14 protein-coding genes are annotated in these 15,517 nt (G+C 40.8%); 6 read left to right on the forward strand and 8 right to left on the reverse strand.

Going from position 1 to position 15,517, the window contains the following annotated elements; all coding sequences use genetic code 11:
- The first annotated feature begins 54 nt into the window (after window positions 1-54).
- On the forward strand, window positions 55-933 hold the full coding sequence (locus tag B3394_RS12815) for a PPK2 family polyphosphate kinase (RefSeq protein WP_177732982.1): 879 nt from the start codon (window positions 55-57) through the stop codon (window positions 931-933).
- A gap of 36 nt (window positions 934-969) precedes the next feature.
- Here the strand turns inward: B3394_RS12815 and B3394_RS12820 are convergent, their stop codons facing one another.
- The 3 genes from B3394_RS12820 to B3394_RS12830 all read right to left on the reverse strand — a co-directional run bounded on the left by B3394_RS12820 (window position 970) and on the right by B3394_RS12830 (window position 2,452).
- Complete coding sequence (locus B3394_RS12820; RefSeq protein WP_177732984.1) at window positions 970-1,395, reverse strand: META domain-containing protein; 426 nt, start codon at window positions 1,393-1,395, stop codon at window positions 970-972.
- A gap of 5 nt (window positions 1,396-1,400) precedes the next feature.
- Window positions 1,401-1,850, reverse strand: coding sequence for a copper resistance protein NlpE (locus tag B3394_RS12825; protein WP_177732986.1), 450 nt, complete (start codon window positions 1,848-1,850; stop codon window positions 1,401-1,403).
- 110 nt (window positions 1,851-1,960) lie between these two features.
- Window positions 1,961-2,452, reverse strand: a complete 492-nt coding sequence (locus B3394_RS12830; protein WP_177732988.1) for a hypothetical protein — start codon at window positions 2,450-2,452, stop codon at window positions 1,961-1,963.
- A 228-nt stretch (window positions 2,453-2,680) separates the two neighbouring features.
- On the opposite strand from B3394_RS12830, the gene B3394_RS12835 reads away from it, so the two are divergent.
- Together B3394_RS12835 and B3394_RS12840 are read left to right on the forward strand one after the other, a co-directional pair.
- The gene (locus B3394_RS12835) at window positions 2,681-4,081 is read left to right on the forward strand and encodes an MATE family efflux transporter (RefSeq protein ID WP_177736248.1); all 1,401 of its coding nucleotides are present in this window, start codon (window positions 2,681-2,683) and stop codon (window positions 4,079-4,081) included.
- A 23-nt stretch (window positions 4,082-4,104) separates the two neighbouring features.
- The gene (locus tag B3394_RS12840; protein ID WP_177732989.1) at window positions 4,105-4,332 is read left to right on the forward strand and encodes a hypothetical protein; all 228 of its coding nucleotides are present in this window, start codon (window positions 4,105-4,107) and stop codon (window positions 4,330-4,332) included.
- A gap of 8 nt (window positions 4,333-4,340) precedes the next feature.
- On the opposite strand, the gene meaB is transcribed toward B3394_RS12840, so the two are convergent.
- From meaB to B3394_RS12855, 3 genes are all read right to left on the reverse strand, one after another.
- Window positions 4,341-5,411: a methylmalonyl Co-A mutase-associated GTPase MeaB gene (meaB, locus tag B3394_RS12845; RefSeq protein ID WP_286925584.1), complete on the reverse strand. Its 1,071-nt coding sequence runs from the start codon at window positions 5,409-5,411 to the stop codon at window positions 4,341-4,343.
- A gap of 108 nt (window positions 5,412-5,519) precedes the next feature.
- On the reverse strand, window positions 5,520-6,167 hold the full coding sequence (locus tag B3394_RS12850; protein WP_273246801.1) for an NAD(P)-dependent oxidoreductase: 648 nt from the start codon (window positions 6,165-6,167) through the stop codon (window positions 5,520-5,522).
- Between the two features lie 57 nt (window positions 6,168-6,224).
- Window positions 6,225-6,632, reverse strand: coding sequence for an RrF2 family transcriptional regulator (locus B3394_RS12855; RefSeq protein WP_177732993.1), 408 nt, complete (start codon window positions 6,630-6,632; stop codon window positions 6,225-6,227).
- A gap of 130 nt (window positions 6,633-6,762) precedes the next feature.
- Here B3394_RS12855 and B3394_RS12860 point away from each other — a divergent pair, with 130 nt between their 5' ends.
- From B3394_RS12860 to B3394_RS12870, 3 genes are read left to right on the forward strand one after another with little or no spacing between them, the layout of a single operon-like run.
- The gene (locus B3394_RS12860) at window positions 6,763-7,992 is read left to right on the forward strand and encodes a multidrug effflux MFS transporter (RefSeq protein ID WP_273246802.1); all 1,230 of its coding nucleotides are present in this window, start codon (window positions 6,763-6,765) and stop codon (window positions 7,990-7,992) included.
- Window positions 7,993-8,009: 17 nt separating this feature from the next.
- Window positions 8,010-9,224, forward strand: a complete 1,215-nt coding sequence (locus B3394_RS12865) for an MFS transporter (RefSeq protein ID WP_177732995.1) — start codon at window positions 8,010-8,012, stop codon at window positions 9,222-9,224.
- A 27-nt stretch (window positions 9,225-9,251) separates the two neighbouring features.
- Window positions 9,252-10,649 (forward strand): FAD-binding oxidoreductase, encoded by a 1,398-nt coding sequence (locus B3394_RS12870; protein WP_286925012.1) that lies wholly within the window; start codon window positions 9,252-9,254, stop codon window positions 10,647-10,649.
- A 42-nt stretch (window positions 10,650-10,691) separates the two neighbouring features.
- Here B3394_RS12870 and B3394_RS12875 read toward each other — a convergent pair whose 3' ends face one another.
- Window positions 10,692-11,933 (reverse strand): cation:proton antiporter, encoded by a 1,242-nt coding sequence (locus tag B3394_RS12875; protein WP_177733000.1) that lies wholly within the window; start codon window positions 11,931-11,933, stop codon window positions 10,692-10,694.
- A 154-nt stretch (window positions 11,934-12,087) separates the two neighbouring features.
- Window positions 12,088-15,444: a preprotein translocase subunit SecA gene (gene secA, locus B3394_RS12880; RefSeq protein ID WP_273246805.1), complete on the reverse strand. Its 3,357-nt coding sequence runs from the start codon at window positions 15,442-15,444 to the stop codon at window positions 12,088-12,090.
- Between the last annotated feature and the right edge of the window lie 73 nt (window positions 15,445-15,517).

The raw sequence follows: 15,517 nt of genomic DNA on the forward strand, positions 1-15,517 counted from the left end.
AGCAGTCGGATTAAAAATATTCTTATTTTTATAGAAATGTAAAAGTCCAGTGCTATGAAGAATATTAAATGTGATGATTTTAGAGTGGATAAAAAAATAAAATTATCCGATATACCCACGGTGTACAATGTTGATACTTCAGAGAAAAAGAAGTCGAAAGCATTGGAAAAAACAAGGGAAAAGCTAAGCAGGCTCCAGGATAAAATGTATGCCCATAACCGTTATGGTGTGCTGATCTGTCTGCAGGGAATGGATACTTCGGGGAAAGACAGCCTGATCCGTGAGGTTTTTAAAGAATTTAATTCCCGCGGTGTAGTGGTGCATAGTTTTAAAACGCCAAATTCCACAGAACTGGAACATGACTATTTATGGCGCCATTATTTAGCGCTTCCGGAAAAAGGCAAATTTTCGGTTTTTAACAGAACGCATTATGAAAATGTACTGGTTACAAGAGTGCATCCTGAATACATACTCAATGAAAATTTACCGGGTATTGAAAGGGTGGAAGACATCCCGGAAGATTTTTGGGAAGACCGCTATGAGCAGATCAATAATTTTGAAAAGCATATTACCCGGAACGGGATTATTGTCCTGAAATTCTACCTGCATCTGAGTAAGGAGGAGCAGCGCCTGCGATTGTTAAGACGCCTGAATATTGAAGACCACAATTGGAAATTTTCCCCCGGAGATTTAAAAGAAAGGGCTTTGTGGGAGCAATATCAGGAATATTATGAAGAAGTTATCAATAATACTTCCAAAAAGCATGCGCCCTGGTATGTCGTTCCAGCAGATAATAAAGAAACCTGCCGTTATATTGTTGCCAAAACAATATTGGATGAAATGGAGAAATATACCGATATCAAAGAACCGGAGCTGGATCCTGAAATTAAAAAGAATATAGCCGTTTATATTGAACAGCTGGGAAAAGAATAAATAAAAAAAACGCCTTANNTAAGGCGTTTTTTTTATTTATTTTACGGCTTCAAACTTCGCCAGCGGTGCCATTCGGGCACGGTTGAGCTGCAGGGTTTTGCCGTTATGATTGTAGTTGTCTACCGTTTGTAAGGCTTTTAAAAATTCACTTTCTGTTGTCATGTCTTCACAAGCCATAAGCGTACCCATTAAATGGGAAAGCGAGATACGGCTTCCTTCTTTCAATTCATAGGTTCCGCCAAAGCCATTGCATCCGCTGAATCCGGAAACACGATGATCCTCTTTGTTCAGTTGCAGGTAAATGTCTTTACCGTTTTTTGTTGTGGTTACGGGTTTACCCATTAATTCGGTCAGTTTCCATTTCGTGCCTTCTAAGGCAACGGCTGTATCGGCTTTTTTATAAGAATTACATCCTACAGTGATAAAAGCGAAGGTTACTAAGGCTACTACTATTTTTTTCATATCTGTTACATTTGTTTGTTGAGAACATATTTTTTAGCTAATGCTCCCGTAATTTTGTTACCGTTCATATCCAGCATGATCAGTTGATTGGCACTGACAAGGAACTGGCTCGGACCGTTTTTGATATTGTCTAACTTGATGGTGCTGCCATCACTGCTCCATGAAAAAGTACCTGTTATCTGAAAAATATCATTGCCCTTACCCAGGTATTTTGTGGACATCGCAAAAGTTTTGTCTTCATTTACTGTAATGGATGTTTCAATACCTTCACAATCGGCACAAGGAGTAACGCCTATATAGGTTCCGCTCCAGTCCAATAAATTCTCACTGCTTTTTTCCGGTACTGTCGTTCCTTTCATTTCTGTCTCTGCGCCAGTACTTTCCGCTTTGTTTTCCTTTTTACAGGATGTCATTGTCAATGCTATACATGCAACGGCAAGGATTACTTTTTTCATGGGAATTGATTTAAAGTTTATGACTATTTTTCAAGAAATACACTTTAAAGGTAGTGATATTTTTTTAACATTTTTTAAAAATCAGTTAAAAAAACATCACCTTTTTCCTATTATAATTTAAAACCATAGGCCAGTCGAAGCGAAAGCTGTCCTGTATTGAAATGGTTATAATCTTCGTATCGTAAGCTGATATCGATGTTTTTGGTGGCGATACCAACACCGGGAGCCCATAAAAAGGAAGTACCCATGCCATCGTTCACCCCGATTCCGGCACCCACTTCACCCAAAACATAAATCTGGTCCCCTAAAAAGGATTTGAATCCTAATTTTGCAGGAATAAAGCCCGCATCTTTTTCTTTATTGAACAAATGGGTGTACCCCGTAGTTGCTGCCAATGAAGTTTTTTGCGTCAAATCGTATTGCAGCCTTGCATCAGCCCCCAAACTGAAATCATACGCGCTGTTAATTGGAATACCTCCGTTTAACCCAAACCCAAGTCGCCATCCTTTTTCATACCCCTGAGTCTGTGCCTGGGAATCTGTGGAAAAGAATAGTGCTGCAGCTATCGCAGTCAGTCCTAAAAGCTTTTTTACATTTTTCATAATGAATACGTTTAATGTTTAACATTTGCTATTCAAACAATAATTGCGCCATTTTGTTTTGCCTCAAAAGATAATTTTATGTTAAATTAATATAAAAATACATCATAAATAGTGTTATCTGTTTGGTTGTTAGGTTTTTGTAATGTTTTTTGGAAAGGCTAAAAAATTAAGTTTTTTGTTTATTTTATGGAGAAGCAAGTTCTTACCTTTGCCGGAAATGTGGAGAAAATGAGATTGTCGGTATACACAAAAGAGTTCAGATATAATTTAAAATTAGCCTATCCTATTATTCTAGGAATGCTTGGGCACACACTTGTAGGAATCGTGGATAACATTATGGTTGGTAAATTAGGACCAACCGAATTGGCTGCCGTTTCTTTAGGAAATAGTTTTGTTTTTATCGCCATGTCTCTGGGAATCGGTTTTTCTACAGCCATTACACCGTTAATTGCAGAAGCCGATGGTGAAAAGAGTATTGAAAAGGGGAGAAGTGTATTCCATCACGGTTTGTTCCTGTGTACTATTCTGGGAATTTCGCTGTTTGCCCTGATCTATTTTTCCAAACCGATCATCAGTTATATGGGACAGCCTGCCGAGGTTGTTGAAATGGCGAAACCGTTTTTAGATATTGTCGCTTTTTCATTGATCCCGTTAATCATCTTCCAGGGATACAAACAATTTGCCGATGGAAAATCGGAAACCAAATATGCCATGTGGGCCACCATTTTGTGTAATGTGGTACACTTGATTATCAATTATTTCCTGATTTACGGGATCTGGATTTTCCCCAAAATGGGAATTGTAGGCGCAGCGGTAGGTACTGTTTCCTCCCGGTTTGTGATGCTCATTTACATGCATTATGCCTTGAAAGCAAAAGAAAAATTCAAACCATATTTTGAAAACTTCAGCTTTGGAGAGATCAGAAAAACCATGATCAATAAGATTGTAGGATTGGGCTTGCCTTCTTCCATGCAGATGTTTTTTGAAGTAGCCTTGTTTACCGGTGCAATATGGCTTTCCGGCCGATTGGGGACAACCAGCCAGGCTGCAAACCAGATTGCGTTGAGTATGGCTTCCCTGACCTTTATGTTTGCATCCGGACTGAGTGTTGCCGGAATGGTGAGAGTCGGCAATCAGAAAGGTATGCAGGATTATAAAAAACTGCAGATCGTTGCCCGTTCCATATTCCTGCTGGCCGTGGTGATTGAAACGGTATTTGCCTTGTTGTTTATTGCACTGCATAAAGTTTTACCGGGTTTGTTTGTAAACGTGGAAAATGCCCTGCACCTGAAAGACACGGCTGAGGTTATCCTGATTGCTTCCCATTTGTTATTGGTGGCTGCGGTTTTCCAGATTTCCGATGGTGTACAGGTAGTGGTTCTGGGAGCTTTGCGAGGCATACAGGATGTTAAAATACCAATGTACATCACTTTTGTAGCCTATTGGGTTATTGGTTTCCCGATCTCTATTTATCTGGGATTGTACACCAAACTGGGCGGTGTGGGTATCTGGATCGGATTGTTGGCAGGTTTAACGATAGCCGCAATATTTTTGTATCTTCGTTTTAGCCGCCTGACGAACAAACTGCTTTTGGAAGATAAAGCAAGACAGGCAGAAATAGTTAATTAAAAAGACATAAATACGTATTGAACATGGAATTACCAAAATTTGTATTGGCCGATAACACTGATTTTCCGGATGATATTTTTATCATTCACCTGGAATATCCCCGTTTTTTGATCAACCTTAAAGATGATGAAATCGAGTTCCTGGAAGAACTGGATGAAGAAGAGGAAGATGAACTGGAAGCGGAAATGGAGAAATTAATCACTCTTGCCGGAGAATTTTACGACAGAGAGATGGAACGTTATGAAGAATAACGAACCGGTTATTTAAAATACTTTTCCAATAATAACTGAGCGGCTGCAAACGGTGATATTTCATTGTTTTGCACCGCTTTTTTGTTTTCGTCCAGTAATATCTGGATATCCGGATGATTGTAAAAGTTGCGTTTCAGCTGTTCGTTGATGGTTTCCAGTAACCAGTACTGATTTTGTTCCCTGCGTTTTTTACTGAAATAGTCATTGTCCTGCGTTAGCTGGAAATAATCCGTTATGGTATCCCATACATCGGCAATGCCTTCATTTGTCAGTGCGCTGCAAGTAGTTACTTTAGGCGACCAGCCGGAATTTTTCATCGGGAAAAGGTGTAAGGCACGATTGTATTCCGTTTTAGCGAGACGGGCACGTTTGATGTTGTCGCCATCGGCTTTATTGATCACAATCGCATCAGCCATTTCCATAATACCGCGTTTGATTCCCTGCAGTTCATCGCCGGCTCCGGCTAAATTGAGCAGTAAGAAGAAATCCACCATACTGTGTACGGCTGTTTCGCTCTGGCCCACACCAACGGTTTCTATCAGGATGGTATCAAATCCGCAGGCTTCACAAAGAATGATCGTTTCCCTTGTTTTACGGGCGACACCACCCAGGCTTTCTCCGGAAGCAGAAGGACGGATATAGGCATTTTCATCCTTTACCAGTTCTTCCATCCGCGTTTTATCGCCTAAAATACTGCCGTGCGACAGCGAACTGCTCGGATCGACAGCAAGAACCGCTACTTTTTTTCCTAAACTGGTCAGGTATTTACCAAAAGCTTCAATAAAAGTACTTTTTCCAACACCGGGAACTCCGGTAATCCCTACGCGAACCGATTGATTGGCATGCGGCAAACAGGCTTTGATGACCTCATTTGCCTTTTCCAGATGGGCTGGGCTGGTACTTTCTACAAGGGTAATGGCGCGGCTCAGGGCGATTTTGTCTCCTTTCAGGATACCGTCTATCAATTGCTGGGCAGACGGCTGCTTACGGCGAAATTGCTGAATCTGGGAAACGGAAGCCGGACTGATAATTTCAGGTTGTTCGATGCCGTCTTTTTCGTGTAAAGCGGAAGGATGCATTTTCTTTTGAGCCACTGGAATAAATTTGAATGGTAAAATTAAAGAAAAAGTGCACACTGTTCAAACTCAAATTGACAATGTGCACTTTTAGTATAAAAAAAGAAGGAATTAATAAGCTGCTGTAAAGCGTACCTGATGGTGTTTCGGTGTTTCTGCCTCATCGGCAATAACAACGGCTAAATCTTCAACAGAAAGAATACTTCTCTGGTTGTCGTCAAAAACCGGATTGTCTAAGCCCAAACGGTATTTACCGGTTCTTCCGGTGGTGATTCCCTGGTGCATTTCGAATGCCGGACTAAAGAAAGCCCAATCCAGTTCTTTTTCCTCTTTTAAGATGTTCAGGTAATCTCTTGCGGCTGAGGCACCGGCATAATATTCTTTAGGGAAATCGGGTGTGTCAACAGCTTGTAAACCAGGCGCTACAAATAAGCTTCCGGCACCGCCAATCACGATAAAACGGTTTACGCCTGATTTTTTTACAGCTTCCTGTATGGATCTGGAACCGGCAATAAAATCATTATACAGGTCCGGGTTGGTCCACCCGGAATTGTAGGCACTGATCACGATATCATTTCCGGCCAAAACAGACGCCAGTTCTGCGGCATTAAAAATATCCGCTTTTACCCAGCTGATATTTTGTGCTTCCGAAGTTTTCGGATTTCGGGCAATGGCGGTTACCTCGTGGTTACGGCCTGCTATTTCTTTTAAGATGTTTGAGCCTACAAATCCTGTAGCTCCGATGATTGCTATTTTCATAGATATAAAATTAAATATATAATAAAATTTGTTACAGTTTTGGGTAAAAAAAACCGGTCAGAATTTTTCACTGAATTCTGCCAGCGAAATTGTCTTTAATTTGCTGATAATGGAATCGTTAATATCGTCATATAAATGCGTCAGATTAGTGTTGATTTGTTTGCCAACCGGACAAAGCGGGTTGGGATCATTTTTAGAAAAACCGAAGTTGACCTTTTCGAAAGTGATATTGAAAATCTCTTCCATAGAGATGGCTTCGGGCGATTTGAGCAGTTTGGTACCGCCGTATTTTCCTTCACGGCTTTCCACCAAATGGTTCTTTTTAAGATTTGCAATTTCTTTACGTACCAAAACCGGATGAATATTCAGGCTTCCGGCAATATAATCGGATGCCAGGTATTCTTCGGGGAATTTCGCCAGTAAAGTTAAAATGTGGGTTGTAATTGCAAATTTTCCGCTAATCATAACTGTAATAAAATATGTTACAAATTTATGATGTCTATCGGAATAAAAAAATATTTTGGCATTTTTTTAAGATAATTTAGTACGGCTAATCTCCGAACTATTGCCGAAATTTGCACGTTGAAATTTAAAAATGAAGATGACTTTTAAACAGAAATACACGATTCTCTTTATTCTTGCCGGCTTATCAGCTTTAGCCCCATTTAGTATCGACATGTATTTACCGGCTTTCCCGGCCATCGCAAAAGGACTGCAAACCGATATTGCACAGGTAACCTTGTCCTTAACCAGTTATTTTATCGGAATCAGTATCGGACAGCTTTTTTACGGCCCGATAACGGATAAATTCGGAAGAAAGAAACCGCTGCTTTTCGGATTGAGTGTTTTTATGCTGGCTTCGGTTGGTTGTGCCTTATCGCCTTCGATTTCGTGGCTCATCACAATGCGGGTAATCCTGGCTTTAGGTGGTTGCGTAGGAATGGTTGTGGGGCGTGCCGTGGTAAGGGATTTGTTTCCGGTAGCGGAAATTGCTAAAATTTTCTCGATTTTAATGCTGATAGTGGGTGTAGCACCCATACTGGCGCCTTCAATAGGCGGATGGGTATTGACCGTTTCGACCTGGAGGACGATATTTTATTTTCTAACGGCATTCGGTTTTATTTTGACGCTGGCAGTATATTTTTATTTGCCGGAAAGTCAAAAGGAAGCAAACGATAAACCGCTGAATTTTAAAAATGTGATTCAGGATTATAAAACGGTTTTTAACGAAAAAACATTTCTGTTCTATGCTTTTTCAGGCAGTATTGCCATGGCCGGGATGTTTGCTTATATCAGCGGTTCGCCTTTTGTTTTTATGAAATATTTCGGTTTGACGGAAGCGCAGTACGGCTGGGTTTTCGGTACAAACGCGATGGGTTTTATACTGGGCAGCCAGCTTAACCGTTTGCTGTTGAAGCGGTTTTCGTCCCTGCAGATCATCACATTGTCTTCCTGTACGTTGTTCATTGTTGCCGTATCCTTAATCGTATTGTTCCAGAGTGAGCTGATTACTACCGGCGTTTTGATAGCCCATCTGTTTACATTTTTGTTCTGTTTGGGATTACTGGTACCCAATAGTACTGCTATGGCATTGGCTCCTTTTACAGAAAATGCGGGAAGCGCCTCTGCTTTAATCGGGTTTATACAAATGGTTAGCGGCGCAATACTCTCGGCAGTTGTGAGCGCCCTGCACAATGAAACCCTGTTCCCGATGATTTTCGGAATGGCCTTGTCCGGAATTTTAGCCTTTATGATTGTCATGCAGCTGAATGCAAAAGTCAAAAAAGGAAAACTGGCTCCGGTGGCGATTCCTCTAAAAAAATAAAATAATTATAGCGTTATATGAAAACGAATGATATTACGATAACAGCTGTTGAATCCAAGGAACTGGCACAAAAAACAGCTTATTCCATACTATTTTCGATCAGCTTTGCCCATTTACTGAACGATTTGCTGCAGGCGGTGATCCCTTCGGTATATCCGATTTTAAAAGATAATTTCAATTTGTCGTTCACACAGATCGGACTGATTACGTTCTCATATCAGATGGCTGCTTCGATTTTACAGCCATTTGTAGGCTTCTATACCGATAAAAACCCCAAACCGTTTTCGCAGTTGTACGGCATGTTGTTCACCATTGCCGGAATTGTGGTTTTATCCTATGCCACGAATTTCTACCTGATCTTGCTGGCAGTTGTACTGGTTGGTATCGGGTCGTCCATTTTTCACCCGGAATCATCACGGGTATCGTATCTGGCATCGGGCGGAAAACGCGGACTGGCACAGTCGATTTTTCAGATTGGCGGAAATGCCGGAACAGCAATCGGACCGTTATTGGTAGCCATATTTGTTGTTCCTAAAAGACAGCTGTACATCTTGTGGTTCCTGATCTTTGCCATTATTGCCATGTTCGTTTTAAGTAAAATTGCTTTTTGGTACCGCGATCACCTGAGCCTTCGTAAATCGAAAAAAACGGAGCCTGAAATATTGCACAATCTTTCGCAGACCCAGGTTACCTTTTCCATCATTATTCTGTTATTGCTGATTTTCTCAAAGTTCTTTTATACGGCGAGTATGTCCAGTTATTTTACCTTTTACCTGATGGATAAGTTTCATGTTTCGGTTCAGGATGCGCAATTCCATTTGTTCTTATTCCTGATGTCGGTAGCGGCCGGAACCCTTTTGGGCGGACCGTTAGGCGATAAATTCGGACGAAAATACGTGATCTGGTTTTCGGTTCTGGGTGTAGCGCCCTTTACACTGATGCTGCCTTTTGCCAATTTATTCTGGACCGGTGTGCTTTCGATGGTTATCGGGGTGATTTTATCGTCAGCTTTCCCGGCAATTCTGGTATATGCACAGGAATTACTGCCTAAAAAACTGGGTATGGTTTCCGGTTTATTCTACGGATTTGCATTCGGTATGGGCGGTTTAGGTTCGGCTATACTGGGGTATTTGGCGGATAAAACAAGTATTACGTATGTTTACCAGATCTGTGCGTTTTTACCTTTGATCGGACTTATTGCTTATTTCCTTCCGAATATTAAGAAGAAATAGGTAATTTCACCGTATAAAATGATAACAATGACTCCCGAAATAATAGCAAAACTTCAAGAGATAACAGGTGTTTCTTTTGTTTTTACCGATGATGAAACCCGTAATAGCTACGGACATGACGAAACCGAAGATTTTGTTTTTCCGCCCCATGTCGTGGTAAAACCGGCTTCGGCCCGGGAAATTTCCGCGATTGTAAAAATTGCCAATGACTATAAGATCCCGGTTGTTCCGATTGGCGGCAGAACGGGACTGAGCGGAGGCGCTTTGAGTATTCACGGCGGAATTGCGATTTCAACCGAAAGATTGAACAGGATTCTGGAAATTGATGAAAGAAACTTACAGGTTATCACCGAACCGGCTGTAATTACGCAGGTTTTACAGGATACTGTTCTGGATAAAGGCTTGTTTTACCCGGTTGATCCGAGCAGTAGAGGAAGCTGTTTTATTGGCGGTAATGTAGCCGAAAATGCAGGTGGTGCCAGAGCGGTAAAATATGGGGTTACAAAAGATTATGTGCTAAATCTGGAAGTGGTTTTGCCAACCGGTGAGATAATCTGGACCGGGGCGAATACTTTAAAAAATTCTACCGGTTATAACCTGACACAGCTCATGGTGGGCAGTGAAGGGACGCTGGGTATCGTTACCAAAATTGTTTTAAAGCTGCTGCCGAAAAACAATCACAATGTCCTGATGCTGGTTCCTTTTTATAAAGCAGGGCAGGCATGTGAAGCGGTTTCTGCCATTTTTAGAGCCGGTATCGTTCCGAGTGCGCTGGAGTTTATGGAGCGTGATGCGATTGACTGGACACTGAAATTTATTGACGGTTTAAATGTAGCCGTTAAAGCCGATATTCAGGCGCATCTGCTGATTGAAGTTGATGGTAATTATCCGGATATACTTTTTGCCGAAGCCGAAAAAATCATGCAGGTTTTGGAGCAGTTTGACATTGATGAAATTCTTTTTGCCGATACAGACGACCAGAAAAATGCTTTGTGGAAAATGAGAAGGGGTGTGGCGGAAGCGGTAAAATCCAATTCGGTTTATAAAGAAGAAGATACTGTTGTGCCGCGATATGAGCTGCCAAGACTATTGGAAGGTATCAAAACGATCGGGAACAAATACGGATTCAAATCGGTTTGTTACGGACATGCCGGTGACGGTAATTTGCATGTGAATATCATTAAAGGGGATATGACGGATGAAAACTGGAAAACGGAAGTACCGAAAGGAATCCGTGAAATTTTTGAACTCACCGTTGCCTTAAAAGGAACTTTATCCGGGGAGCACGGTATTGGTTATGTGCAAAAGAATTTTATGGACATTGCGTTCAGCAAACAACAGCTGCTGTTAATGAAGAGCATTAAAGCTGTTTTTGACCCGAATAATATCCTGAATCCGGGGAAGATATTTCCGGACTCGCTATAACGTTAAATAAAAAAGCGGCTGTATTTACAGCCGCTTTCTTTATTATTCTTTCGGTAAAACCCTGTTGGCAAGTTTTCCGATCGTCAGTCCCTGTACGATGATGGAAAAGACCACTACAAAATAGGTAATTGCCAGTATCATTTGCTTGTGCGGACCTTCTTCTATGGAAAGTGCCAGCGCGATGGAAACACCGCCTCTTAAACCACCCCAGACTAAAATCTTGATGGTGCCGCGGTTGAATTTCTCTTTAAACGGAATGACCAGCGTAGGGATCCAGATGGATAAAAAGCGGGAAAATAAAACCAGTAAAATACAGATCAACCCGATTTGCCAATACCCGAGAATGTTCGGGATCAATAGCAATTCAAATCCGATGAAAAGGAATAAAATCGCATTCATGATTTCGTCGATCAGTTCCCAGAATTTATTCAGGTAGTCTTTGGTAACGGGTGACATGGCTGTTTTCTTTCCGTAATTTCCAATGATCAAACCGGCTGCTACCATTGTTAATGGTCCGGAAATGTGCATGGTATGGGCAATAAGATAACCGCCCATAACTACCGATAGGGTAATTAAAACGGAAACCTTGTAATCGTCAATTTTACGCATGGCATTGGAAGCGGTGATTCCCAGCAGGATTCCCAACAGGAAACCGCCGAGGGCTTCTTTTATAATCAGCCAGGAAATGTGTCCGAATGAAAGGTCAATTGCCCTGCCTTGTGCCAGTTGCAAAATTACGGCAAAGACCACAACGGCAACCCCGTCGTTAAAAAGGGATTCTCCGGCTACTTTTGTTTCCAGCGATTTTGGAACGTTGGCATTTTTAAGGATTCCCAAAACGGCAATAGGATCGGTAGGGGAGATTAAAGCACCAAACAGCAAACAATAAATGAATGGCATGTCGATGGACAATAACGGAAATATGTTGTATAACAGTACGCCTACAAGTAACGTAGACAGGATTACACTAAATGTGGAAAAGACCATAATGGGCCATCGCTGTTCTTTTAAATCCACGAGGTTAATGTGGATTGCACCGGCAAATAACAGGAAGTTTAACATGGCGCCCATCAGGACTTCGGTAAAATCTACCTCACTGATGAGTTTGGAAAACCGGGTTAAGGTGTCGGGGAAAATATGCCCGAAAACAACTAAAATAATGGAGGTAATCATGGCGATTATCATTACCCCGATAGTGGAAGGCAGTTTTAAAAACCGAATGTTTAAATAAGCGAAAAATGAGGCTAAAACGAGTAAAATTGAAAAAGAATAGTATAACTCCATACTAATAATTTAAGGGTTAAAGGATTATTTTATAGGCAATAAATTTTATGCTGTAAAAAGGTAAGGAAAAAATATAAAAAAGATGTTAAGCCTATTATAAAAATAAAAAAACCCGATGATTATCGGGTTTTTTTAACTATTTCGAAAAATTAGATTATTCGTTTACAATAACCCATTCGCCGGAAGCCAACAGGCTTTCCGCTTTTTTGAATTTCATGGTTTCTGATTTTCCGGTCATGACATGTTTAATGGTAACATTGTCATTACGGTTAATTTTCGGCGCATCGCGAACAATAGTTTCCGTTACCGGTTGTTGTTGCTGTGCCTGTGAAGCCTGGTAGTTTTTCTCCGCAATTTCTTCCGAGTTTAAAACTTCTTCTTTAGAAATCGTGTACTCTTCCTGTACCTGTACTTCTTCAGCTTCCTGGATGTTGTTTGGATTTTGTGACGGTAAATCTCCTTTGAAAAGGAATGAAATTACTTCTTTGTTTACGTTGTCTAACATGTTTTTGAACAGGTTGAACGCTTCGAACTTATAAATAAGTAGCGGGTCTTTTTGTTCGTGAACGGCTAACTGAACGGATTGTTTCAATTCGTCCATTTTACGTAAGTGTTTTTTCCAGGCCTCATCCACAATCGCTAATGTGATGTTTTTCTCGAAATCACCAATTAACGATTTTCCTTCTGTTTCGTAAGCTTTTTGTAAATCTGTGTAAACATTCAAGGATTTGATACCGTCTGTAAACGGAACGACAATACGCTCAAACTGACCGTTGTTGTTTTCGTATACGTTTTTGATTACCGGATATGCTTCTTTAGCACTTCTTTCCGATTTATCAGTATAATGCTGTAAAGCCGCTTTATATACTTTTCCGATTACTTCACGCTCTGTTAATCGTGCGAAGTCGCTTTCTGCAACAGGAGAACTGATTGCGAAATAACGGATTAGTTCAAATTCGAAGTTTTTATAGTCTCCGGCCGCTTTGTTTTGTTCTACGATTAGTTCGCAAACGTCATACATCATGTTTGCTAAATCTACTTTCAGACGCTCTCCGTGTAACGCGTGTTTTCTACGTTTGTAAACTACTTCACGTTGTGCATTCATAACGTCGTCATATTCTAACAAACGTTTACGAACACCGAAGTTGTTTTCTTCCACTTTTTTCTGAGCTCTTTCGATAGACTTGGTCATCATGGAGTGCTGAATTACTTCACCATCTTTTAATCCCATTCTGTCCATAACTTTTGCTACTCTTTCGGAACCGAACAAACGCATTAAGTTATCTTCCAGGGAAACATAGAACTGAGAACTTCCCGGATCTCCCTGACGTCCTGCACGACCTCTTAACTGACGGTCTACACGACGGGAATCGTGACGCTCGGTACCGATAATTGCCAAACCACCTGCTGCTTTCACTTCTTCGGTTAATTTAATATCCGTTCCACGACCAGCCATGTTGGTAGCAATTGTTACTACTCCCGGTTTACCGGCTTCGGCAACAATTTGTGCTTCCTGTTTGTGTAATTTCGCATTCAATACGTTGTGGTTAACCCCACGCATTTTCAGCATTCGGCTTAATAACTCGGAGATCTCTACCGAAGTAGTACCGATCAATACCGGTCTTCCAGCCTGTGAAAGTTCTACAACGTCTTCAATTACCGCGTTGAATTTTTCACGAACTGTTCTGTAGATTAGATCTTCTTTATCTTTTCGGGCAATTCCTCTGTTTGTAGGAATTTCAACTACGTCTAATTTGTAGATTTCCCAGAACTCACCTGCTTCCGTTACAGCAGTACCGGTCATACCGGATAGTTTGCTGTACATTCTGAAGTAGTTTTGCAGAGTAATCGTAGCGAATGTTTGTGTAGCCGCCTCAATTTTTACATTTTCTTTAGCTTCAATCGCCTGGTGTAATCCGTCAGAATAACGACGGCCATCCATGATACGTCCTGTTTGCTCGTCAACGATCAGAATTTTGTTATCCATGATAACGTATTCCGTGTCTTTTTCAAATAGGGTATAGGCCTTTAAAAGCTGTGTTAACGTGTGGATACGCTCGCTTTTTACACCGAAATCCTGGAATAGTTTTTCTTTTGCTTCGGCTTCTTCTTCTTTTGAAAGTTTTTGTTTTTCAATCGCAGCGATTTCCGTTCCGATATCCGGTAAGATAAAGAAGGTTTCGTCTGTATCTTTAGAAAGGAATTTGATTCCGTTATCGGTTAATTCTACCTGATTGTTTTTCTCTTCGATTACAAAGTATAAAGCTTCGTCAACTTTTGGCATCTCACGGTTGTTGTCTGCCATGTATTGATTCTCTGTTTTCTGAAGGATTTGTTTCATTCCTTCCTCACTCAGGAATTTAATTAAAGCTTTATTTTTTGGTAAAGCACGGTGCGCTCTTAATAACTGGAAACCACCGTCTTTTGTATTTCCTTCTTTTAACAGACGTTTTGCTTCGGTTAAGAATCCGTTTGCCAATTGTCTTTGAAGGCTGTATAAGTTTTCTACTTTTGGTTTTAGTTCGTTAAATTCATGACGATCTCCCTGCGGAACCGGACCGGAAATGATTAACGGTGTACGGGCATCATCGACTAATACGGAGTCAACCTCATCGACAATAGCATAGTTGTGTTTTCTTTGTACCAGTTCAGCCGGCGAATGCGCCATGTTGTCTCTCAGGTAGTCAAAACCAAATTCATTGTTTGTTCCGTAGGTAATGTCTGCTTCGTAGGCTTTTTTACGACCTTCCGAGTTGGGCTGGTGGTTGTCAATACAGTCTACAGTTAAACCGTGGAATTCAAATAAAGGTGCTTTCCACGAGCTGTCACGTTTGGCAAGGTAGTCATTCACGGTTACCAGGTGAACACCGTTTCCGGTTAAAGCATTTAAATAGATTGGTAAGGTTGCAACCAACGTTTTACCTTCACCGGTTTGCATCTCGGCAATTTTACCCTGATGCAATACAACACCACCAATTAACTGAACGTCATAGTGGATCATATCCCAGGTGATTTCTTTTCCGGCAGCATTCCAGGTATTTGCCCAAACGGAGTTGTCTCCTTCAATAACGATATAGGGTTTTGAAGCCGACAATTCGCGGTCTCTGGATGTAGCTGTTACGGTAATATGGGTATTTTCTTTGAAACGACGTGCCGTTTCTTTTACAACAGCAAAGGCTTCCGGCAGGATCTCTAATAAAGTCTTTTCAGAAAGATCGTAAGCTTCTTTTTCAATAGCGTCTATAGAAGCATATAAGTCTTCTCTTGCATCAATGTCATCCGTTTTTTCAACCTCTTGTTTTAAGGCTTCTATTTTAGCGTCTTTTTCAGCTCTCGCTTTCTTAAGCTGATCCTTAAAATAGGTCGTCTTATTTCTTAAGTCATCATTTGATAAAGCTGCTAATGCTCCTTCAAATGATTTGATTTTGTTAATAATCGGTTGAATCGCTTTTACGTCTTTTTGAGATTTGTCTCCCACAAAAGCTTTTAATATGCTGTTTACGAAACTCATAATTTTTTAGTTTTCTAATAAAGGTGTGCAAATTTAAGCAAAAAAAAAGCCTCTTTGAGAGACTTTTTCTTTG

The organism is Flavobacterium sp. UBA4197, from assembly GCF_002379575.1.
In the GTDB taxonomy this organism is placed as follows: Bacteria; Bacteroidota; Bacteroidia; order Flavobacteriales; family Flavobacteriaceae; genus Flavobacterium; species Flavobacterium inviolabile.